Annotated in this window: 27 protein-coding genes; all 27 read left to right on the top strand. The window is 40.3% G+C overall.

The features are described 5' to 3' along the window. The first annotated feature begins 43 nt into the window (after window positions 1-43). The 27 genes from NBH01_RS00935 (at window position 44) to NBH01_RS00805 (ending at window position 22,853) form a co-directional block, all read left to right on the top strand. The gene (locus tag NBH01_RS00935; protein ID WP_234141379.1) at window positions 44-1,096 is read left to right on the top strand and encodes an N-acetyltransferase; all 1,053 of its coding nucleotides are present in this window, start codon (window positions 44-46) and stop codon (window positions 1,094-1,096) included. After that, the gene (locus NBH01_RS00930; protein ID WP_234141378.1) at window positions 1,074-1,475 is read left to right on the top strand and encodes an ASCH domain-containing protein; all 402 of its coding nucleotides are present in this window, start codon (window positions 1,074-1,076) and stop codon (window positions 1,473-1,475) included. The genes NBH01_RS00935 and NBH01_RS00930 overlap by 23 nt, the downstream gene beginning before the upstream one ends. A 485-nt stretch (window positions 1,476-1,960) precedes the next feature. Continuing rightward, entirely contained in the window at window positions 1,961-2,158 is a 198-nt protein-coding gene (locus tag NBH01_RS00925; protein ID WP_234141377.1) for a hypothetical protein, read from the top strand. Window positions 2,159-2,241: 83 nt separating this feature from the next. After that, the gene (locus tag NBH01_RS00920; protein WP_234141376.1) at window positions 2,242-2,442 is read left to right on the top strand and encodes a hypothetical protein; all 201 of its coding nucleotides are present in this window, start codon (window positions 2,242-2,244) and stop codon (window positions 2,440-2,442) included. Window positions 2,443-2,915: 473 nt separating this feature from the next. Next, the gene (locus NBH01_RS00915) at window positions 2,916-3,263 is read left to right on the top strand and encodes a hypothetical protein (RefSeq protein WP_147326385.1); all 348 of its coding nucleotides are present in this window, start codon (window positions 2,916-2,918) and stop codon (window positions 3,261-3,263) included. Next, window positions 3,260-3,799 (top strand): hypothetical protein, encoded by a 540-nt coding sequence (locus NBH01_RS00910; RefSeq protein WP_234141374.1) that lies wholly within the window; start codon window positions 3,260-3,262, stop codon window positions 3,797-3,799. The genes NBH01_RS00915 and NBH01_RS00910 overlap by 4 nt, the downstream gene beginning before the upstream one ends. Before the next feature lie 13 nt (window positions 3,800-3,812). Then, window positions 3,813-4,025 carry a hypothetical protein gene (locus NBH01_RS00905; RefSeq protein WP_117578404.1) on the top strand — a complete coding sequence of 71 codons (213 nt, stop codon included), beginning with the start codon at window positions 3,813-3,815 and terminating at the stop codon, window positions 4,023-4,025. A 31-nt stretch (window positions 4,026-4,056) separates the two neighbouring features. Then, window positions 4,057-5,451: a hypothetical protein gene (locus tag NBH01_RS00900; protein ID WP_234141373.1), complete on the top strand. Its 1,395-nt coding sequence runs from the start codon at window positions 4,057-4,059 to the stop codon at window positions 5,449-5,451. Further along, a complete protein-coding gene (locus tag NBH01_RS00895; RefSeq protein ID WP_234141370.1) occupies window positions 5,448-6,371 on the top strand; it encodes a DUF6712 family protein in 924 nt (307 codons plus the stop codon). The genes NBH01_RS00900 and NBH01_RS00895 overlap by 4 nt, the downstream gene beginning before the upstream one ends. A 4-nt stretch (window positions 6,372-6,375) precedes the next feature. Continuing rightward, a complete protein-coding gene (locus NBH01_RS00890) occupies window positions 6,376-7,236 on the top strand; it encodes a hypothetical protein (protein ID WP_234141369.1) in 861 nt (286 codons plus the stop codon). Window positions 7,237-7,352: 116 nt separating this feature from the next. After that, on the top strand, window positions 7,353-7,688 hold the full coding sequence (locus NBH01_RS00885) for a hypothetical protein (RefSeq protein ID WP_117578396.1): 336 nt from the start codon (window positions 7,353-7,355) through the stop codon (window positions 7,686-7,688). A gap of 81 nt (window positions 7,689-7,769) precedes the next feature. Further along, the gene (locus NBH01_RS00880) at window positions 7,770-8,237 is read left to right on the top strand and encodes a hypothetical protein (RefSeq protein WP_117578394.1); all 468 of its coding nucleotides are present in this window, start codon (window positions 7,770-7,772) and stop codon (window positions 8,235-8,237) included. Window positions 8,238-8,423: 186 nt separating this feature from the next. Next, window positions 8,424-8,762 carry a hypothetical protein gene (locus NBH01_RS00875; RefSeq protein ID WP_234141367.1) on the top strand — a complete coding sequence of 113 codons (339 nt, stop codon included), beginning with the start codon at window positions 8,424-8,426 and terminating at the stop codon, window positions 8,760-8,762. Between the two features lie 188 nt (window positions 8,763-8,950). After that, window positions 8,951-10,369, top strand: a complete 1,419-nt coding sequence (locus NBH01_RS00870) for a KAP family P-loop NTPase fold protein (RefSeq protein WP_250699940.1) — start codon at window positions 8,951-8,953, stop codon at window positions 10,367-10,369. Between the two features lie 74 nt (window positions 10,370-10,443). Beyond that, window positions 10,444-10,965 (top strand): hypothetical protein, encoded by a 522-nt coding sequence (locus tag NBH01_RS00865; protein ID WP_234141364.1) that lies wholly within the window; start codon window positions 10,444-10,446, stop codon window positions 10,963-10,965. A 35-nt stretch (window positions 10,966-11,000) separates the two neighbouring features. Continuing rightward, window positions 11,001-11,483, top strand: coding sequence for a hypothetical protein (locus NBH01_RS00860; RefSeq protein WP_234141363.1), 483 nt, complete (start codon window positions 11,001-11,003; stop codon window positions 11,481-11,483). 30 nt (window positions 11,484-11,513) lie between these two features. After that, window positions 11,514-11,933 carry a hypothetical protein gene (locus NBH01_RS00855; protein WP_234141362.1) on the top strand — a complete coding sequence of 140 codons (420 nt, stop codon included), beginning with the start codon at window positions 11,514-11,516 and terminating at the stop codon, window positions 11,931-11,933. A gap of 296 nt (window positions 11,934-12,229) precedes the next feature. Beyond that, the gene (locus NBH01_RS00850; protein WP_225678947.1) at window positions 12,230-12,478 is read left to right on the top strand and encodes a hypothetical protein; all 249 of its coding nucleotides are present in this window, start codon (window positions 12,230-12,232) and stop codon (window positions 12,476-12,478) included. Then, window positions 12,475-12,825 carry a hypothetical protein gene (locus NBH01_RS00845; protein WP_225678948.1) on the top strand — a complete coding sequence of 117 codons (351 nt, stop codon included), beginning with the start codon at window positions 12,475-12,477 and terminating at the stop codon, window positions 12,823-12,825. The genes NBH01_RS00850 and NBH01_RS00845 overlap by 4 nt, the downstream gene beginning before the upstream one ends. Before the next feature lie 83 nt (window positions 12,826-12,908). Beyond that, a complete protein-coding gene (locus NBH01_RS00840) occupies window positions 12,909-13,109 on the top strand; it encodes a hypothetical protein (protein WP_225678949.1) in 201 nt (66 codons plus the stop codon). A 386-nt stretch (window positions 13,110-13,495) separates the two neighbouring features. Beyond that, window positions 13,496-13,990 carry a hypothetical protein gene (locus NBH01_RS00835; protein ID WP_225678950.1) on the top strand — a complete coding sequence of 165 codons (495 nt, stop codon included), beginning with the start codon at window positions 13,496-13,498 and terminating at the stop codon, window positions 13,988-13,990. After that, window positions 13,987-14,646, top strand: a complete 660-nt coding sequence (locus NBH01_RS00830) for a hypothetical protein (RefSeq protein ID WP_225678951.1) — start codon at window positions 13,987-13,989, stop codon at window positions 14,644-14,646. The genes NBH01_RS00835 and NBH01_RS00830 overlap by 4 nt, the downstream gene beginning before the upstream one ends. A gap of 4 nt (window positions 14,647-14,650) precedes the next feature. Beyond that, window positions 14,651-18,388: a phage tail tape measure protein gene (locus NBH01_RS00825; RefSeq protein ID WP_225678952.1), complete on the top strand. Its 3,738-nt coding sequence runs from the start codon at window positions 14,651-14,653 to the stop codon at window positions 18,386-18,388. 7 nt (window positions 18,389-18,395) lie between these two features. After that, a complete protein-coding gene (locus NBH01_RS00820) occupies window positions 18,396-20,549 on the top strand; it encodes a hypothetical protein (protein ID WP_225678953.1) in 2,154 nt (717 codons plus the stop codon). 42 nt (window positions 20,550-20,591) lie between these two features. Further along, window positions 20,592-20,816, top strand: a complete 225-nt coding sequence (locus NBH01_RS00815) for a hypothetical protein (protein WP_151210896.1) — start codon at window positions 20,592-20,594, stop codon at window positions 20,814-20,816. Beyond that, on the top strand, window positions 20,813-21,946 hold the full coding sequence (locus NBH01_RS00810) for a hypothetical protein (protein WP_225678954.1): 1,134 nt from the start codon (window positions 20,813-20,815) through the stop codon (window positions 21,944-21,946). Before NBH01_RS00815 ends, NBH01_RS00810 begins: the two co-directional genes overlap by 4 nt. A gap of 1 nt (window position 21,947) precedes the next feature. After that, window positions 21,948-22,853: a hypothetical protein gene (locus NBH01_RS00805; protein WP_225678955.1), complete on the top strand. Its 906-nt coding sequence runs from the start codon at window positions 21,948-21,950 to the stop codon at window positions 22,851-22,853. The last annotated feature ends 4 nt before the right edge of the window (window positions 22,854-22,857 follow it).

Here is a 22,857-nt window from a genome sequence, read left to right as displayed (position 1 = left end):
TGGGCCTATTATTACTAAAAGAGTTATGTAAGGAGATCCTATTATGAAACAACATAAATTTGGTGATATAGACTTATCCGATCCCTTTTTTGATTCGCTTAAAGAAGATTATCCTGAATTCACTGAATGGTACACCAAAAAAACTAAAAGTGGTGCCAAAGCTTTTGTCCAAAAAGATCAAGATGGAAAACTTCAAGGCTTCCTATACATGAAGCATGAAACAGAGGAATTAAATGATATAAATCCTCCAATGCCTGCTGCGAGTAGATTAAAAGTAGGAACATTCAAGATAGATGCACATAATACAAAGTTAGGCGAGCATTTCATAAAAAAGATTGTTGCAGCAGCTCTATATATGGGAGTTACCGAAATATATGTGACTATCTTCGAAAAGCATCAAGGATTAATCAAAATTTTACGAAGATATGGTTTTACTGAATATGGAACAAAAGGAGAAGGGGTTACTCCCGAGCTTGTTTTTATTAAATCTATGACAGATTTTACAGGAGATATGTTATCAGACTACCCCTTTATTCACACAAAGGATACACAAAAATTCATATTAGCTGTGAAGCCTGAATTCCATACTCCCCTATTCCCTGACTCTATATTAAATACCGAAGAAAGAAATAAAGAGTTTCTTGTTAGGGATGTTGCACATACAAATAGTATCCACAAGATATATCTATCCAGTATGAATGGACTGGATCAACTTAAGAAAGGAGATATATTAGTAATATACCGCACATCTGATGGCGCAGGTCCAGCAAAATACAGAAGTGTAGCTTCTTCAATATGCGTTGTTGAAGAAGTCAGAAAGGCAAAAGACTTTGCTACTCTTGAGGAATTTCTTCAATATGCTAACTTATATAGTATCTTTGACGAAGATAAGTTAAAGGAATGGTATACTACATATAATATGGTTGTTATTAAAATGACTTATAATGCTGCATTTGATAGAAGAATTACCAGAAACGAACTGATTGAGCAAGTCGGATTAAGTGCTGACTACTGGGGTTTCTTCCAATTAACAGATGAGCAGTTTAACAATATAATATCAAGAGGTAAAATAAATGAAAGTATTATTATCGATTAAGCCTGAGTTTGTTCGCGAAATATTTGCAGGTAACAAAAAATTTGAATATAGAAAAACTATATTTACAAAGAATGTAGATAAAGTTGTAGTATATTCCACAAAGCCAGAAGGAATGATAGTGGGAGAGTTTACTGTTGAAAAAATCATAGAGCAAGAACCGAAAGAATTATGGGAACAAACCCAAAATGCCTCTGGTATTACAAAAAAATTCTTCGACCAATATTTTGAAGGACGCAAAAAAGGATATGCATTGAAGATTTCATCTCCTAAGCTCTATGAAAACCCAATTAATCCTTTTGATTTATTTTCCTCTTTTGTAGCTCCGCAATCATTCAAATATTTAACAGGAGAAGATTTAGAGCCTACATTAAGTATATGATACTTTAAATAGAGTAAGATAAAAACTTCATCAATAGCTTTGCTATTACTTTGATAAGTTAGAAGGCTTCCACAAGTAGGAAGCCTTTTTTAGATCCTACATTACACAATAAAAAGCGTAATAAATACAGTGACGCTATACCAGTCATATAGTGTCACTATATTCATAAGATAGAGTAAGTATACCAATAGCATAGTGACACCATTTTTAAAGCTTATTTTCAGACTAAAAACTCCACATTTATTTTGTCTATTCAAAAAGAATCACCATCTTTGCAGTGTCTTCCATTTGATTCAGGCGAGTAGGCTCGCCATAATTGCTGCGGGCATTTTTTATGTCCATAGTATAAGATATAGTTCCGTCCCGTGTGGAGCGTTAATGCGCCCACTGCCTGAATCAGGTGGAAGACAACGGGGAGCGGAACTTTTTTAGTCCCTCTCTTTTAATTAATTAGCATATTGTTTCATTTTAAATTGTCTTCCAAAATGAAAAAGAAAACTCAAAGCGCTAACGGACGCTACATATCCGTAGAAAAGCTTCAGAAAGCTCTCTCCAACATCTGCCTAGAAGTAGCAGAAGACAATGAACAACTCCGAGTGAATAAATCACACAGATGCATTGTAATCCATGCCAATGGTGGCACAGTCAATATTACATTCAATGAGAAAGGAGGTAAAGCATGATAAAATACATAGAAAAGATCATACCATCTCAATGTCGTGTTATTAATAATGAGACAGGCTACATTCACTTAGAAGGCGAATCAATGATTCTCAGACCGGATGGCAGTTATGTCGGAACCGTAACCACGACTATCGGATCTATCAGAGAGAATCATATCGATACCGTTATTGAGATGCTTATCAATTACCAAAAGAAGATAGCATCGCCCAAAAGAGGACAAACTATTGGCAAAATAATCACGTACGATTTTAGAAATAAAATAAAAAGAGGAAGCCGCTCATGAGCCGTCGTCATCGTCGAGCTAAACGCGCCCGCATACAAGCCATATTAAACTTAGTATCTGTATATTATGTTTTTAACCAATTCAAATTCTAAAAAGGATGAAAAATAACATGCAGCAACAAATCTTCAAAAACTAACCAATATTCTATTATCAGAATAAACATTAATTCCATCAATAAAAAGCACAGGTAGCCATATATCTGTGCTTTTTTATTATCTCAAGCAATTCTCATAGAAAAAAAGGCAAAGAGCTGATAACCAATAAAAGGGGAGGAAAAAGAGGGAATATTTTCTCCTTTTTCTCCCGTCTGACCACGCACCGCCCTAAGAAAATGTTTCGATCTAAAGTTTTTTTTCACCCCTTATATGCTGGGCTTTGCCTCCTGTAAATAAATTTCATTTTATCATTTTTGGGCCTCTGCCATGTCCTTTACGACCTACTGCATACCCGATACCTTTGCTGAAAAACAAGACATGGACCCTATCCTTAAACAACAATTACTCGCATTCATACTTGGTGGTAGCTTCCTATCAACCATCACAGGATTCGTCACCCTCAAATACACTAAAAAGCAGGCAGAAGCTAAAGCCCTAAGCTCTGTACAGGACGTATATCAGGAACTCATAGCAGACCTGCGAGCTGATAAGGAAGCAATGAAAAAAGATAAAGTGGAAAGCGAAACGAGATGGACAATCCGCATTGAAAAGCTGGAAAGCAATCAGCAATCGCAGGATAAAAAGATAGCGGATAACGAAAAAGAAATAGCTGATCTCAAACGATTCAAATGTATAAACCTATCGTGTAACAATCGAAAACAATGAAACACTATGCACACATTCTTATTTGTACTGCCAGCCTTGCATGCGCTTGTTCTTTTTGTGGTTGCCGTGCTACTTATCAAAACGATAGTAGCACTCAAGAGCAAACCCGTCTTTCTATCTCAGACTCAGCTCTACGCATCAGAACTGAAGATGCCTGCTCCCGATTCAACCTTAATCAAGAAGAAGCGGGCAAAGGCTGGAAAGTCAAAGTTAACTTCGACACATCAAAGCCGGCAGATCCGGAGACCGGCTTATCCCCGATATCGAATATCGAGATTGAAGGGAACGAAAAGACAGTCAAGACCTTGCTACAGGAAGATGACACTATACACGTATCTGAGAGTCAAGAAACGAAGAATGATCTCACGCTTCAGCAAAGCAAACAGTCAGCCTCCCACAAAGATGCCGGCAGTTCTGTAGCTGCCGGGATAGACAACGGGATCAAGTATGGCCTGATCATCGGGATCCCCATCATTCTTATCATCTTAACATTAATCATCCATGCAAGATTCAAGCAAAAGGATCCATCAAAGTAAAATATGGAAGCTGATGGAACGATATGCGGATGGGAAGCCTATAGAGTTTTCCATCCAGTTCTGCAAGAAGAGTACCGGGGAACTAATCACTTATGAACGTGCTGTACTCACTTCATTTCATAGCAGCGGTAGTACAATCAATGTACTGCAAGCCGGTGAAGCCACACCACGCAAGATCCGGCGCTGCCTTATCACCCAGTTTAATCATCTCAAAGTATATTTTTAATATGGAATCAAAGCAACAACCTAACCTAGTTATGAAAGGGTACGAAACCTATGCAGTCCTGAAAGGAGGTGAGAAAGTTATCCAATTCAGCGATAACAGCGACATTGTGACTGACAAGGAGACATCAGCCGTTGAAGTCGTCCCCAAGGGAAAGAAAGATCCGATCAAGTTTATTCCGCGCGGAAGGAATAACGATATGATGTACGACATCATGCGTAAAATCGGCACCAACGTTACCATTGGCAGTAATGTTGAATTTAAGAATAAAGTCGTGTTTGGAGACAGCATCCTTGTCTACAGGAAGAAACGCGACGGAAAAACCCGCAAAATCATCAAAGAGGAAGTGCTTCCGGAAGAAGAACCCGAAATCTTTGAATTCCTTGAGAACAACAATTTCAACTTCATCCGTGTAGAGCTCGCTAATGATCTTGTCATCTTCTACGATGCTTATTTAGAATACATACTCAGTAATGATCCGAAATCGCCCAAGCTCGTACAGATCAAAGCAAAAGAGGCAACCTGCTCACGTATTAGCGAGATTGACGAGAAGACCGGTAAAAGTGAATGGCATGGATATTCAGCGGAATGGAAGAAAGGTACCCCTGAAGATCTTGTCGCCACTCCCCTGCTCGATCGCCAGACTCCTTTGCTGGATCTTAAGAAAAGGATGGGACTTGCTCCTGATGATGAAGGGAACCTCGTCATCGGGAAAGATCGCAGATTCATTCACAATCTGCGTATTTCGACGCCAGGACGTTTTTATTATAGCCGGCCCTATTGGTGGAGCGTATTTGCTTCAGGATGGTATGACTTCTCCTGTGCTATTCCCATCTTCAAGAAATCTCTGATTAAAAATCAGATGGCTCTCAGGTATATCGTATATATCAAGGATACATTTTGGGAGAAGCTATTTGCAGACGAAAAGGTCGTCAAAGATGATGAAAAAACTGCCCGCAGGCAAAAGTTTCTTGATGACATGAACGATTTCCTTGCCGGTGAAGAAAATGCCGGGAAAGGCTTTGTTTCACATTTCAGATATGACAGAGTAAGAGGCTACGAGGATAAGGACATCATCATTACTCCTCTTGAATCGTTCTTCAAAGGTGGCGAATATATTGAGGACAGCGAGGAAGTAAGCAACATGATGTGTTATGGAATGGGAGTACATCCTTCCATCATCGGATCCGCACCCGGTAAAGGTAAAAGTATTAATGGAACTGAAGCACGCGAACTGTTCACCATCGAGCAAGCTCTCATGAAAATGTACCAGGACGCAACCCTTGAACCTCTATACTTTGCCAAGGCCGTTAATCAATGGCCTTCGGACATCTATTTTTCTGTAACCAACTGCCAGCTCACCACCCTTGATCAGGGAACGGGAGCTACAAAAAACACAGGTCTAACTCCAGAAACTGAAGAAAAATGAACGCATTAATTCCCGATATTGAGACCTTAAAAAAGGTAGTCAAGATCAATTCATCATTGCCTTATGAATCTATTGAACCGTATATTGAGGATGCTCTTGATATCTATGTTAAGCCCTATATAGGGCAATCCGTCATTAAACAAGCTCTGACAGACCAAGGATCTGAGATGTATAGCAAATTATTGCGTGCGCTTGGCCCGTTGACCTTAATGCTTGCGACAAATGAACTAGGAGTCATGTTCGGGGATACCGGCATCACGGTCAGTAATGTACAAGGACAACGTTCTCCGGCCAGTGATTCAAAAATAGCGGCCGCAAAGGAGAATTTGTGCTTCCGGGGAATGCAAGCTCTTGACCGGCTTATAACCTACCTGGAAGAAAATAAGGAAGATTTTCCGGAGTACGCAACAGATCATATTTCCCCTTTCTGCTTTATCCGGAATGCACACGATTTTCAGGATCTTGGCATGGTAGACATCGATTACTCCACCCTGTCTTATCGTATCATGTACCCCACAATCCGTCAGCTTCAGGAACGAAATATTCGTGAAATGATACCGGACAATGTATATGCGGATTTAAGGGAAGCATACTCTAATGATACGCTGACACCCAAGCAGCAGGTTCTCATTGATCATATCATTCGTTTTCTTGCAAATAAGACGGCAGAGCTCTATACCTCACAAAAGACAACCGAGCAACGTGTCGCCAGCAAAGCAATAGAATATTCACCTGCCATCCGCCCGATTTATCAGGATCCGGACGCAAACGGTAATTTCTTTGCTAGTCAGGCAACCTACTATGCCGGGAAAATGCACACTTATCTGGCCGAAAATGCAGAAGAACTAGGCATTGAAACAAGATCCCAAGCTATTGACTTTAACTCCAAGAAAAAGAAGCTATTCACTTCAATATCATAATACTATGCATACGATACAAATCAATGACGATACATACACACTTCCTGGAAGCTGGGACGAGCTCACCCCGAAACAGCTCCTATACCTGGTTAAACTCACAAAATCGAATATACCGGTAGAACAGGTCAAGATCTACATGATGCTCTATTGCCTGAAAGCTCACGTATGCCGGCACAAGAAAATTTTCAAAGAATATGTCCGTATCAAAATTGGGCAGGAAAGTGAAACAGTCCGCTTCCGGATCCGCAGCCGTCGGTATCTCTTTCATCCCGAAGAAATTAGTCTGCTCTCTGATCAATTTCACTTCCTGATGCGTGAGGAAGAAAACCGTATCACTTCACAGAGGCTGTATCTCATTAATCCGGAACTGACAGTCAATCCTTACCCGACATTCCGCTTCCGGTGCCGGAAATTCATCGGACCGGAAGACCAGCTGTTCGATATCACCTTTGAGCAATTCATGTATATGCAAACCTATTTGGATGCGATGCAGCTGGATCCTCAAAAGATCAACCATCTCCTAGCCTGCCTGTGGCATCGTGGGAACGAATTTGATATCAATCGTCTGGACAAGGATGCAGCTATTCTGAAACGTCTTCCCGACGACAGGAAGATGATCATGTACTGGTACATTCTTGGAAGCCTCTCCTGCATGAGCGCAGCCTATCCACGAATATTTTCCGGAGAAGGGAAAAATAATGGGCGTATATTCGATGCCCAGCTGCGACTACTTGATTCCCTGGCACAGTCTGACATGACCAAGAAGCCGGAGATCCGGAAAGGTTTGCTGCTCGATGCACTATACTCGATGGATGAATCCATCAGGCGCAAGGAAGAAACAGAAGAGAACTTGAGAAATAGATAGAAAAGTTTGTTACTAGCAAACTTTTTATTCGATTTTGTTTGTTATTAACAAACTTTTATCTATCTTTGTAGAGTCATAAGAAACGCGGGTGACGTCCGCATAAGTTCTTTTATATTATGGAACAATTGTTCAAGGCTATCCAAGCGATAGCAGAAGCGAATCCCGATGGATTCACGGTTGACCTCACAACCTTAAAAAAGGTCACAAAAGGCATTTCAGTCGCCTATCTCGAAACCCAAGACAGTTTTGGAGAAGAAGGACTGAAAAGAGTTCTTAACCATGCTTTAATGCACGAAAAGAAAGTCGGTGGATGGTTCAACGAAGAAAACGGAATGTTCTACTTCGATTCTATCCGGATTTTCACTAATCTCGAAGAAGCCAAGCAATTCGGACGTGAAAATGGGCAGATCGCTATTTTCGACATTGGGCAAATGAGACTCATCAAATTGTGATCCGGAGGGGCGAAAGCCCCTCCATTACAAAGTATATTGTATTATTAAATACCCGATTATCAAAACGTAAATTGATGAATTATGAAGAATCTTGAATTACTACCTCTCCCTGCCGAGAGTAAAAAGCGGATCGACGAGTTCGCAAGGCAGTATCAGCGCATGGGACATATCTCTATTGAGGTTGTATCCTATAATGAAGGTCGCTTAATTGTTCGCGCTGAACAAAAAGACCTGGTAAATGACAAGTTCCTCTCCAAAAAGGAACTGACGGAACGTATCCGTGATATGTTTAAGGGAGAGATCCCGGACGACTGGAAGCTCACTGTGTCAGCCGTGAACTTCGATCGCAAAGATATCGACGGAATCACGATTGACTGGATCAAAAGACGGATGGAACGCTTAGGATTAAAAAGCAAACATCTAAGTAACTATACAGGCATTGACAAATGCACTGTGTCCTCGCTTCTTTCCGGAGACAAGGAACTGACTAAATGGCACAAGGTAGCACTATACTACTTTTTCAAATATTACGAAGTAGCCAACTTCTAACTTTTATTTGTAAGCGGGGTAAAAAACTCCGCTTACTTTTTGCCGAATCTGGAAAAGATTGTACTTTAGCACCTGCCCAATATCGTTATTAAAACATGAATCCTTTACCATAGTGTAACCAGACAGCTGGTTCCGGATAATAACACCGGTGGGCGCACTATAGTGAGGGATTCGCCATTTATATGCATGACAGAACAACAGGGAAAGATTGCGATATCCTTATTATCATATTTAGCCTCTAAAGACTCAGAGAGTACATTTACAGATGATTATTACTACTACCTAAAAAATAAAGGATATCGAGAGATCGAGATAGAACAAACAATATCTGTTCTTATAAAAGAAGACTATATATGCTACTTAGGAAATGATAATTATTGGATTATGATAACCGAAAGGGGGAAAAATTATTGCTCGCCCAAAAACAAACAACCAAAGTACACAACTAAAGACAAAATAGAAATTATAGGTGCAATTGCTGGAATTATAGGAACCTTAATCGCAATAATATCAGTCCTATGCTAAGAATGACAATGGCTATATTAAGGATCTTAAATTTCACCTCAAGCAGTTTAATGCGCTTTTGCATTTTTTCTATCAATTCTTGTTCATTCATATTCGGACTATTTTTGAGCTAAAATACAACATTATTTTAGTACATTCAATTTTATTCCTCTTATCTTTGCACTTGTAACAAATTAAAAACACGTACTATGAATTGTAAACTTGGAAAATTAGAAATCCCGGCTGACCAGCCCTTTCTAAATTGTAAATTAGGTCGAGAAAAGTACGCAGAAGTACTAAAAGCCATTATCACTACATATGAAAAAGGATTTGTCTTAGCTATAGACGGCAAATGGGGAACAGGGAAAACTACATTTGTAGAAATGTGGAAAGCATATCTTGAGTTAGATAACTTCCAAACATTATATTTTAATGCTTGGGAAAATGACTTTATTTCAGACCCTTTGGTAGGGTTGCTTGGCGAACTTACAAAAATAAACTCTTCTAAAAGAACAAAGGACTTAGCATCATCCATGATAAATACAGCGGGAAGAATTGTACTAAAGGCAGTCCCTGCAATGTTCAAGGGAGTAATTAAGAAATATGCAGGTGAAGAAGTAGTTGAGATTCTTCGTGATTGTGCCGAAGAAGGGTCTTCCATGTTAGAAAAAGAAATAGATAATTATGAAAGCCAAAAAGGAAGTCTACTAGAATTTCGGAAAGAACTCGAAAAATTTGTTGATGAAGTTTGCGAAAAGAAACCATTGATATTTATCATAGACGAGCTTGATCGATGTAACCCACATTATGCAGTAAAGGTGCTAGAAAGGATTAAACATTTGTTCAACATACCTAATATTATATTTGTCTTATCCATAGATAAAGAACAATTAAGTCACTCCATACGTGGATATTACGGGAGTGACCTAATAAATGCCAATGAATATCTGAAAAGATTTATTGATATTGAATATGCTTTACCTGATCCTGATGTAGATCGTTTTTGCCAGTATCTATTTGAATATTACAATTTCCAACCTTTTTTTTTCCAGGCACAAGATCTACCTTATAATAATGAGTCAAGTACTATTCTATCTTTTTTATCAACAGCATCAACCATTTTCAAATATAAGAGATTAACTTTAAGACAAGCCGAAAAGGTTTTCATAAATACCCGTTTATCCTTAAATATGTTTGGCGATACGCATGATAAGATACATGTCGATTTATTATGCTTACTAACCTATCTCCGAGTTTGTGAATCCGATTTCTATGAAAAAATATCACGTAGAGAATATAATACAATACAGGAACTTATTAATCAAATTGAGCTAATTTTTCCTCAACAAATATTCGACGCTAACCCTATTGATAGTTGGCCATACATAACTTTTCATGAAACAATAGCACTTCTGTTAAGACATTATGCGATGGAACCTGCAAAAAACGATAAAGAATTAATGATAACCGACATTAACGGAGACGAAAAGCTATGTTTCAAAACAAAATTCATTGATGAGAGTTCATTAATAGAAGCCATTCAAAGGGTTAATCAGCTAGAAGTTTATACATATTTAGAAACCATCATCGCTAAGATTAACTTATTGGATAATCTTCAAGTTCAATAGTTTTTACACAAAACAGAATATTATACAAACAAAAACTTTATCTTTGTCCCCTATAACAAATTAAAACCACACAAATGGAAACAAAAAAACTAACTGCTGCCGAAAGCACTTTGGCAGCTATGTCAAAAACAGTGCTAGTGTTAGGTATCATTGGTTCAGTATTCGCATTCTTTTCTTCGTGTATTGCATGGGAATATTCCAAATACTCCGGAGGTATAGTAGGAGTAGACGGAATTAACTGGCTAGGCTTCCCTGTTCTCATTTATTGCATCATGGGAACTTTAATCGGATGGGCCGTTCTCTCCATCCTCGTCGAGATCTCCGTCAACATCCGGACACAACAGACTCAATCTAGCTGGAAAAAAGACTTTGCCGTGATGGTGGCTGCCGGACAAAAGGAAAAGGCTAAAGAAGTACTTTATCGTGGCATTATGGAATCTAAGGAGTTTAAGCAGGTATTAACTGGTGGAAACGAAAACTACCATAAAGAATGCATAGATGCTTTAAACAAGAAATTCAGTGATCATCTCAAAGCTATCGGTGAGGATTCATTTATAAACACGGACGAGAACGAAATATATCAAGCATTCAAATAAAGACCTCTTCAAAGGGAAAAATTAAAACTACACAAATGAAAAGATTTATTCTATTTTTTGTGGTCATGACCGCAATGGTGTGCAGTATCTCCGCACAGAACGCAGATTTGCAAAAATGGACAAAAGGAGCAACGAATAGAAGTAACGGTATCCATCAAATCGAGAATCCCAAATCCGTAGGTAAGCTCAATGAATATTGTTCATTGATGGAAAAGTCCACAAAGTTTCAATGTGGTGCGCTGACATTCGCTGGCATTGGTACAGGATTATCTATTGCAGGAGCAATTCTTGGGTCTAAAGATAACCAAAAAGATTATGAAGATCTTACTTCTGAAGAGGTTTTAAATCAATCTGAGTCAGATCGTAAACTTAGAAAAAGTTTATTTATCGGAGCTGGAGTCAGTTTTGCAGTAGCCCTCTGCCTTGAGATTGTAGCTCTCGACTACAAACTTAAAGCCGGAAAATCACTTAGAGTATTTACAAATGGGACCGGAGGAGGATTAGCATATACTTTTTAAAAACAACTCTTTCTTTTTACACTATTAATTATGCTCGAAAATAAAATTCTAAATATAACATCTGAGGACGTACTAAAAAAAACGGACATTGACACTTTATTGGAATGGAGAAGAACTTTACTTCAATCAATAAATGAAATGAAAAGTCGATTGTTCTTACTTAAAGCAGAGTTAGATAAGAATGCTTCTGAAGAATTGAAATCAAAATACATTCGAACATCTGATGCCCGTAATTATAATCTCGCCTTTGTAGATGTCATAAATGAACAAATCCGAGAGATTAGGGGAACAAATATGAAAAGATATAATCCTAAATACAAAGCTAAGGATTATATCGATTATTTAAAGACATTCCGAAATTTAGTAAAAAATACGATTGATGAAGATTTATTCCAAACCCTCGATAATCAAGCAAAAGAATTATCAGGGTTTGATAAAAATCAAGAATAATACAGATAAGTATTTCAAATGTTTGGCACTCTCAAATATTATCCTCATATTTGTAGTGCCAAACAATTTTATTAATAACTAGAAGTGTCAAGCGAGACGCTCAATACGAAATTGAGCTTTTTTTATGCTCATCGATTACTTTTTTATCTGCTATCAGATATAAAAAGAATCTTCATACGAAATTACGGCTATCTTTCCCGACATAATGAATGACCTTCTGGTTTATTGATATGTTGTTTGGCGACTTTAGGGAACGGATAGCCGTTCTTATTTTTAATGCCAAACAACATATCAGTATGAAACAAAAAGACATGGGTACAACCTTCGTGCCCTCATTCTGTACCAATAGTACGGATGTAAACACGCTCCAAGAACGTTACTTCAGCGAACTTAAGAAAGACTGTGCTATCAACTCCGCATCAGATGCTTACTACGTCTCTGCCATAGCCTGTTTTTGCCTTACCTTTATCTTCCCTCCTGCCGTGATCGGTGCAGCCATCTGTGTTTATCGGGCAAAACAATGCAAGAAAGGAGGTAAGAAATGATATTCATTTATGATGTAAAGACCTACCGAAAGGTTAATAACAAAGGGCAGGAAATGTGTGAATTTGCCCAGGCATACGACCGTATCCTAGTACAGGATAAATGCGCAATGGATTCACTGAAGTGTGAATTTGAAGAAGTCGTCAAAAGACTAAACGAAAAATACCCTAACCAAAAGACGCTCATATTTAGAAGTAGTCATGAAACTTCCTCCGGAGGGCAATGGAGCTTTAAACTAGGAGATGACGATAGCACCCCTGTGTGCTTTATTTCTTATAGCAAAGTTCGTGGTCATTATTCTTTTGGAGAAGATACTTACCTATTAGAGCAGAAAGGAGATCAACCATGAAAAAATACATAGAGAAAATCATACCATCTCAATGTCGTGTTATTAACAATGAAACAGGCTACATCCACTTAGAAGGCAAATCAATGATTCTCAGACCAGATGGCAGTTATGCCGGAACCGTAACCACGACTATCGGATCTATCAGAGAGAATCATATCGATACCGTTATTGAGATGCTTACCAACTACAAAAAGAAGATAGCATCGCCCAAAAGAGAACAAACTATTGGCAAAATAATCACGTTCGATTTTAGGAACAAGATCAATAAAGGAGGTCGTCCATGAGTCGTCGTCATCGCCGAGCTAAGCGTGCCCGTATGCAAGCCATATTAAACTTAGTATCCGTATATTATGTTTTCAACCAATTTAAATTCTAGAAATTATGAATAGATATGAAACCTTGCAATTATCCGGATTAATCCATATATTGCTTCCTGAAACAAATAATAAAGAATAAGGATGATTACAATTATTTCCATAGGATGCACTATACTCATTTGCCTGGCACTCTGCAAAGCATCACGTTCGTGGATAGCCAAGCTTTGTTGGCTATCCCTCATGATATTAATACTCAGCTTACTAATCATACCATAACCTCACTTCTATAGTGTCCTTTATAGCCCGCTCACAGCGGGCTATTTTTGTCTCCATAACCTAAACATTATGCCGTTATGGGACAATACAATCATTTTCAATATGGCGAATCCCTCGCCAGTCAACTCAGATCAATAGCTCATACAGATGAACAACAACGATTCTTCCCAGCTACAGAGGAAGAACAATTCCTGTCAATAGAAGATCGTTTATCTAACATCAAAGGGACAATATTAATAGCAATCGACGGTTCTAATTCTGACTTTTCTTGGCAACCTGATAACATGACGGAAAAGCTACAATACTTCTTTATCGTATTGAAAAATACAAATTCCGAACGCACCGAAACCATAATGGACGCACAAAAAGAATGCCGCCTGATAGCTCATCAAATTATCGCTCGCATGATGAATGAGCAATTCTCATCAAGTTACAGTCTGACTACCCTAGATCCGGACAGCTTTACCATACGCGGAGTAGGTCCACTGGCCGATAATTTCTATGGAGTCTTAATTGGATTCAATTTATTAAACTCTTTCAACTACACTATCAAACCTGAATACTGGCTATGAGAAAAGACCTCGACGACTTCCTTCTGTCTGACTGGATAGAAGCATACACTTCCATGACAAAAGGTAATTTCAAGAAACTAAAGAATCTTGCCATCCGTAGCGGAATTGAAGTTCCCGCATTCGTTGCAGCAGGAAACAAGCCTTCCATTCACTTTCAATTCAAAGAAGACGGAGACACTGACCGATATCAACGCGCTCAAAATATAGATCATGTCAACTCATTTAAAAACGAGCTAAATGCATGGGCATCCAAAGTTGAAAAATACCTCAAAGCCAGCGTACTCCTGCATAAAACATATCGAGGTAAAAACGATGGAGAAAAGCTGTCAGAGAGCATTACTCACAAAATACATCTTGATAAGACATATCAAACAGAGCCAAGAAGCATTGGCTTCAAATTTGCCAGGCATGGAGTCTATTTTGCAAAAGGAGCTTATCGAGGTCACGGAGGTTTTATTGGTAGTAAATGGACGGACAAATACGGTACACTAAAACAAATGGATCCGGATAGCCGTGGTAAAATAGGAGAAGGGAAACGCCAAGCCGTAGACTGGTTCAATCCCATCATATCAGACCATATAAAAGAATTAGAAGATATCGCTGCCAAATATTGTGCAGACATGACTCTAGACCTAACTCACATATTCTTACGATAATCCTATGAGCAAAGTAGATAACAGAGGCATTAAAATATACCTCGATACCACCAATTACAAGCAAGGTATTAATGAAATAGTATCTCAAACCGAAAAGTATAAAAAGAAGCTGGAAGACTTGGAGAAATCCGGCAAAGGTACTACACTCGCCGCACAGAAGTTACGGAGCGAGATCAGTAAGCTACAACAGCAGGAAAAAGAACACAGAGGACAGCTTAAAGAGACAGAACGTATCCTAAACAATCTGTCCGGGGTCACCTACAATGAATTAATTGCCGTTAAACGTAAGCTGCAAAACGAACTTCGCTTAGAACAACGCGGCACAGAGCAATACAACACAACTCTTAGACAATACAAACGAGTTTGTACCGAAATCACATTGGCACAAAGAGAAATGAATATTGAGATCGGTTGCCAAGGTACCGCATGGGGGAAAACGGCCAATTTCATTAATAAATACATCGGACTAGCCGGGACGGTACTCGGTATGATCACGGGTATAAGCCTAAAGCTAAACCAGCTCAGGGAAAAGCGCAATGAACGTGAAGATGTCAAAGCCGATGTTCAAGCACTGACCGGTCTGTCCGAGGAGAGCATTGGCTGGCTGGAACAACAAGCTATCCGCCTCTCCACTACAGTGACAGAGTCGGGCATTCGTATTCGCCAATCTGCAACGGAGATCATGGATGCCTACAAACTGGTCGGATCTGCCAAACCTGAACTTCTTTCAAATAAAGAAGCCTTGGCCGCAGTCACAGAGCAAACACTGATCCTGGCTTCCGCTTCCGGGATGACCCTGAAAGATGCAGTTGATGCCGTTACTCTGTCACTTAATCAATACGGGGATGGAGCTGATCAGGCTGCACGCTATGCTAATGTCATGGCTGCCGGATCTAAATACGGATCTGCTGCTGTCGAATCCGTAACGAAGTCTATCAAAAGTTCCGGAGTGGCAGCTGCATCTGCCAATATTCCCATTGAGCAGCTAGTCGGTACAATCGAAACTTTAGGCGAGAAGGGTATCAAGGATGAGATCGCAGGCACCGGCTTAAAGAGGTTCTTCCTCACCCTTCAGACAGGTGCAGACGATACCAATCCCAAAATTGTCGGTTTGGAAACGGCCTTGGACAATCTACAGAAAAAACAGTTATCAGCAACGAAGATCAAAAAGATGTTCGGTGAGGAAGGTTATAACGTCGCATCTGTTCTGATCAATGAGGCGGAGAAGGTCAAATACTATACCGAAGCTGTTACAGGAACTAGTGTTGCTATGGAACAGGCAGCAACCAAATCGGACACAGCGGCGGCAAAATTAGCACAGGCTAAGAACAAGATGAATGAAATGGGAATAGAGCTAATGGAAAAACTCAATCCTGCCATTGTCAGTGTTATGAACAGTACGACAAGCTGGACTGGGAAACTCGTCGATCTTATCAGCTTCTTGGGCAAGCATTCCAGTGCCATCATCACTCTAACAACCATCATCGGGATCTATATTGCCGCTCTAAAACTTGAAAACTTCTGGACAGCGCAAACGACAGTTGCATCGAAAGAATATATCGCAATGCAAAAGTTAAGACTGTATTGGGATAAAATAGTTACTGCTTCAACATTAATCTACACAGCTGTTACTGCAACATTAACAGGGAATTTGAAAGCAGCTAAAGTAGCAATGAAGGAATTGTTTCTTATAATGAAACTAAGTCCGTTTGCCCTAATAGCCTCACTCATAGTTGGAGTTATTGCCGTTTCATATAAATGGAATAAAGCTATCCGGGAACGCTATGATATCCAAAAAACCATGAATAAACTTCATGAGAAATCAGCAAAACTGTATGAGGAAGAAAAAGAACAGGTTGGAAAGTTATGGAATACGATCCATGACGGGAACAAATCTTTAGACGAAAGAAGAACCGCAATTACCAAACTTCAAGAAATTATGCCTGAATACCGGGCGCAAATCAATGAAGAAGGTAAAGTTATCAATGAGACGACAACAAAGCTGGATGATATGAATGCAGCGCTAAACAGGAATATTAAACTCAAGACATTGCGTGAAGAACTCTTCGATCGTTATAAATCAATAGAAAAATTAGAAAGATCTCCTGCACTAAAAGACAATTCATTAATGGGATCTATGGCTAGAGAAGATGTACGCACAAAAATAGCTGATGAAAAGAAAGTTCTTGAAGCACTAAAAAAAGAATATAGTGCAGTATTCTCCGAAAAGTTCAAAAAGAAAGAGCCTGGAGTGGGAAATGGTACCACCACTACAGTCACCCCGACTGGAGGCAATAATGATGAAGACAAATTAAAAAAACAGTTAGAGAAAGAGAAGATGCTCTATGCTCAGAAGCAAGCCTTCCTGAAAGAAATGTACTTGGAAGGAGGAGATGAAACTCTGCAGACCGAAAAGCAATTTCAGAAAGAAATGGAATGTCTTCAGATGGAATACCTGGAACGTTCATTGAAAGTCACCGGTACAAAATCTAAAGAAGGCATTGAGATCCAAAATCAGATCAATGATCTGAAGCTGAAGATGCAAAAAGAACATACCCAAGAACTGATTGATCAAGAAAAAACAGACTATGAACGTCAGCAACAGGAATTAAAAGAGTTATATGCTTCCGGAAAGGATGAGAATCTTAATTCCGAGACTGCATACAATGATGCGATGGAACAGCTCACCGTCATGCACCTGGAACGTATGCTTTCTCTTGCAGGATTAAATGCAGAACAACGGAAGCAAGTAGAGAAGCAGCTGCTGGACTTCAAAGTCAAATGTCTGAAAGAAGAACAAGCTGCACATGCTAAAGCAAAAGAAGCTGAGCAAAAGAAGACCGAAGCACAGACCAAGAAAGAACAGCAACAATACCAGGAACGTATCAACACATATAAGCAATATGGATCCGAGTTAGGATCTGCAGTGGGTAACCTGATCTCCGGACAAGAAAATGCCATGCAAGGCTTTGCCGATACCATGATCGATATCATATTCGATGTGCTGGGTAAGATTATTAATGCAGAAATTATTAAAGCGACAGCGACAGCTACCGGTGCAGTAGCCAGATCTACGGCAGAAGCAATGGCTATGCCCGACTCTGTCGCAACATTCGGAGCTTCCGGTGCCGCACGCGCCGCCATCCTCTCCGGATTGATCATGGCTGCACTTGCTACAGCCAAGTCCACACTAAAAGGACTGGTAGGCGGAAAGCATTCATCCAGTTCTTCTAATGATACTGACTCCACCGATTCTACCAAACGGGCAACAGTCAGCGTATCACAATGGGCGTCCGGACGCTATGATGTGATCGGAGAAGATGATGGCAAGAACTACCGTAATGTACCTTACATCGGATCCTCCCCTACCGGAATCGTCCGACGCACTTCCCTGATTTCCGAAAATGGTGCTGAATTAATCATTAACGCTGAAGATCTTGCCAGACTACAGAAACACATTAACTATCCTTTGATAGTGGATGCCATCGAAGATGCCCGCAGCGGACATATTCCCCAGCGTGCCTCCGGAAATTATTCGGTTGTTGACAATTACAAAGAGAACAGCAAGGAAACTGGCAACGCAGCACTATCCGCTACCGAACTTGAAGGATTGCTCAAAGAGATAGGCCGCCTCATTAGTACGCTTAAAACCTTGAAAGCATACGTCACCCTACGCGATATCCATAAAGCAGAAGAGCTGGACGAAAAAACAAAGAAACCGTTTACCCGATCAACTAAATAAATCAGTCATGTCACTCAAAATATCTAACGCCTCCGGAACTTTCGACCTACAGAAAGATTTCAATACAGAGATAGAAGACAGTTCTCCTATCTATAATGAGCGCGGTTCCCAGTCCATCGCAGCCACCATACCGGGCACAAAGAAGAACCTTCGCCTAAACAAGCACATTGAGCGAACCGACATTGATACCGCTCCTGCCAAAGATGATCGTATCACGATTGCCGATGGCGTATATCACCGCGTCGGGAAGATGAATGTGGTAAGCGCATCCGAGGAAGAAGGTATTACCTTTAATGTTGGTTTTAGTGAGTCCGAATTATACAGCATTTGGAACGCAGTTTCCCTGCAATCTCTGGACATGCCGGTCTACAAACCGGAAGGAGGAGTATCTGCTCTCGTTTCCTATATTTTAGATAATAGATCAAAAGAAGACTCTCCGTTTTGCCTTTTTCCTATAGCCGTATCTTACAACCGTAAAGTAGATGAAGAGACCATAGACTATCTAGAATATCTAAACAACTATAACGGATCATTCGGAGCAGCCCGAACAGAAACTTTTTTCATAGATGACGGGCCGGTAGAAGTATCACTACCCGAAGGTTATGGAGTCACACCATTCCTAAAAGTAAGCTACATACTTGAAACCATCTTCGCAGCCTATGGCTACACCATCATCGAAAATCCATTCACTACACACCACCAGCTCAAACAGCTGGTAGTACTTAATAATGCCGCAGACTGCTGTGTCAAAGGTATCCTGAAATATTCCGAATTGATGCCGGATTGCACCATCAATGAATTCATGCAAGCACTTTGGTGCCGTTTCGGTCTGCTCTATTTTGTCGATGGAAACACCCGCAGCGTCCGGCTTAAATTTATACGAGATATCATCAACGCTCCTCACTCTTCAGACTGGACACTATTGAAAGCATCAAAACCGGTCATTAATTTTGAAGAGCCACAGCAACTTAAATTATCAGCTTCAACTAATGTGAAAGGCCCGACGGATGAATCTTCCGCTGCACCCGCCGCCGAATCACTGGACAAATTTCTCAAGCCATACAATTATATCGTAACGACTAAAGCTGGAGGATATCTAGTCTATAAGCCTCAGTATGCAGCCTATTACAAAACAGACAATGTCACCCAACAAACTGAATTTGTATCCTCCGAATTCTTTTCTTGGGACAGAGGAGCAGATATGGCATACAAAGAGATCTCCTCTGTTGATGAATTCCTCCCGTCCAAGCTGGCTATGTTTAAAGTAAGCACAACCAAAATTATCTCCGTCCCGCTTTATCTTTTCAGCAAAGTACATCGCTATACTACTATTACAAGTTCAGACGTCGACATATCCGAGAATCTGGAATACCAGACTCCACTCGCTTTTTGCTTCTCGTTTTTTGACTCAGACAGCTATTTGGTCTACGGTTCACAAAACTGTTTAGATTCACAAGGTAAGCCGGCACTGGATAAGCAGTATGGTGAAGCCTGTCACATATCACTCACTTTTGTTGGCCAATACGGATTGTTCAGTCATTTTTGGCGTGATTACGATGCAATACTCCGGCATGCCAATCATGTGGTCGAGACTGATGTGCATCTGTCTGCACAACAATGTATGAATCCGAGCTTCCTGTCCCCTATCCTGCTGGATGGTCAACGTATGTTACCTGATTCAGTCCGATATACACTCCCATATCGATCCTCCGATCCGGCTAAAGTAAAGCTGCGAACTATCAAACTACTTAAGCCTTTTGATTTAGACAAAGAGCAAACTGTACCTATTGTTGAACAACTCTATACATGGAAACGATTCGATAATAGATCAGCCGCTGTCAACGCTGCGACCAAGAGCCAAGTAGATGAATGGAGAAGTAAATTGGGAAAAGACCAAACCATTTATGATCTGCAGTACAAGAACGCATCAACGGATGCTCCTAACGCAAAGATACCTTTGTCTGTACCGACTGAAGAGGACTTCAATAATAAACAAGAATACTTTATTTATAAGGCAACGCACAGTTTTGATCTATACTACCGGGTACGGACATATCTAGGTACATCAGGTGGTACCATGCATTACGACATCAGCGATCCTAAAGGAGGAGTGCATTACGATGTGCAATATGACCAGTTTGTGCGTGCCGAACTGTTTTAGTTGTCCTTTATCACTCATGTTATAATCTTCAATTTTGCAATTATGAATAATCAAGTGACCATTACAGCAGCTATACAATCCGCCGACATCGAACAAATGTTGCTTGCGTATAAATCGTATTCAGGGAATGCCTCTGCTACTTCTGATGAGTTCTTTGAGTTCCTCACCCTTCCGACTGCGGAGCGGGAGGCTTTCTTACAGCATCAATGTGCTTGTGATTATCAGGTACAGGGATCTATTGTTATACCTAACTACCAAGTAAAATGAGCCTACTATCAGTAAACATATATCCGGCCAGCATGGCTTTGACCGGGAACCCGATTAAGCTATCGATCAGTAGCAGCTCGCGTGCAACCTATACCATTTCAGCTGATGGAAAAGAAATATTCACCGGCAGCGGAGAAGGCGACTTCTTTGTCTTTCTACAAGACATCCTTGCTGATGTCGTGCGACCGGCACAATTATATAATGAGTCTGAGAAGATCCTGCTCCAAGCAGATAGTTGTGCCAAAAGCATTACAATCAACGTTTCAAACGCAAATGGGGAAACAAAGGTTTTATATCTAAACGTGTTTATCGGAGGAGTCAGCAAGCGAATGCTCCGGCATCTGCATGAAGAAAACAAAAGCGTCTTTCTCTGGAAGTTAATGAATCCGGAAGTGAACTTCTTCCAGACTACACGAACGACCGGAAAACTTATCACGATCAGGGAAACGGAGTTGCTGCCTATGCCTTTCATCTATCCGGAAGGAGGAGTTATGAAAGTCCTCACAAACGGAATAGAGACAACGATAGAAGGATCAGCCGGGCAACCGGTCGCTTTGAATATATATCGCCTCCGGAAGCAGTTGTTTGATACACATCATATTCTGGCTTCCGTATTTGATGTGTATGTAGGAGAGAAAAAATCTTGCACGATCGTCATTACGCCGGGCACAATCAGCCGCGAAAGATATCTCCTGCAGTTTCTCAATTCATACGGTTCCTATGAGTTAATCGAAATCACCGGTATCGGTACCATCAAGCGCGAAGCTGACGAAGAGAACGCATTCAATGTGTATGATGAAGTTATAGACGACTACGTAGAATCTTGGGAAAGATTATCCGGGAAAGAATCTATGACTGTAGAATCAGGATACCGGACGAATGATGAACTAATTTTTTTGATCGATATGTTATCCTCTGAAGACGTCCGTATCCTCGGCATGGACGGACGAAATATCAGAGTTAACGTCACAGCTGAGAACCTGACCAGAGCAGCTCGCGCCATTTCTCCGGAGAGTGTCAAGTTAACCTTGCATTTTAGTGATTCAGAGCAAAGAGTTGGATCATTCGGTGATGATGATTTCGGATCCGCACGCATACATACCGAACAATTCACTTCACAATTCAACTGACATGGCAGATAACCAGGAAGTCATAGATAAACTCATTGATTACATTGATCAAGCCATTCTGAAGAACAGTGTATCTAACCGGGATGTGGCAGCCGTATTATCTTTCCTGAATGAAAGATATAAGAATATGCCCGGATCCGGAGGGAGCCTGACCAAGGATATCCGCGTCACAGCTCCACAAACCGGCTACATTAAGCCCGGCGATGTTCTGAAACAAGGAACAACATACGAAAGTCTCTTCAGGACAATGCTCTCACATGCAGAGTCGGCATCTCTAGTAGGACATCTGTCAACGTCCAATGACGTCGAATATGGGACGGCTAAGGGACAGATCACTTATATAGCAAGCAGGTATGGTAACGGTGAAATGATCAAAGCATATTATGATTACAATGAAGCATTCAAAATGGAATTCTCAGCAGAGAGCAATGGCGAGCAAAGAGCTGTACGAGTCTTAGACGGATACTATACTCAGGGGGAAACCTATGCTGCCACAGTAGTTTATGCTGCAAGCGCAGATAATACCATACCGCAGCAAACTTTAAATAATAAGATTAGTGTAAATGTGAGGCGTAAATGGTTCGCAGGGGTATGCTCCTCTATTCCTCAGTCATCTGCTGATATAAGGGCATTGGGCACAAGTGGATTCTATACCGGTCCCGGTACCTTTAAGTTCCCTGCATCAAACTGGAAAATAGTGGCTGTATGTGTTCCTTCAGGCACACTGTCAGAACTGTCTCTGACTTCTTATCCCGCCAACTTTGCAGAAGATAAAGAATACTGTATAGGTCCTATCAAGATATCAGTAGAAGGCGCAAACAGTAGCGAAGCTATTGATTATAATCTATGGTACCTGCAAACCGGTGGACTCAACGACCCGGATACATTCACTTTTAAAATAGTATAAGGAT

It is taken from the genome of Bacteroides sp. B1-V-101, from assembly GCF_023656585.1.
Taxonomy (GTDB): Bacteria; Bacteroidota; Bacteroidia; order Bacteroidales; family Bacteroidaceae; genus Bacteroides; species Bacteroides thetaiotaomicron.
The sequence above is the reverse complement of the archived record's forward strand: the minus strand, read 5'-3'. Positions and strand labels throughout refer to the sequence as shown.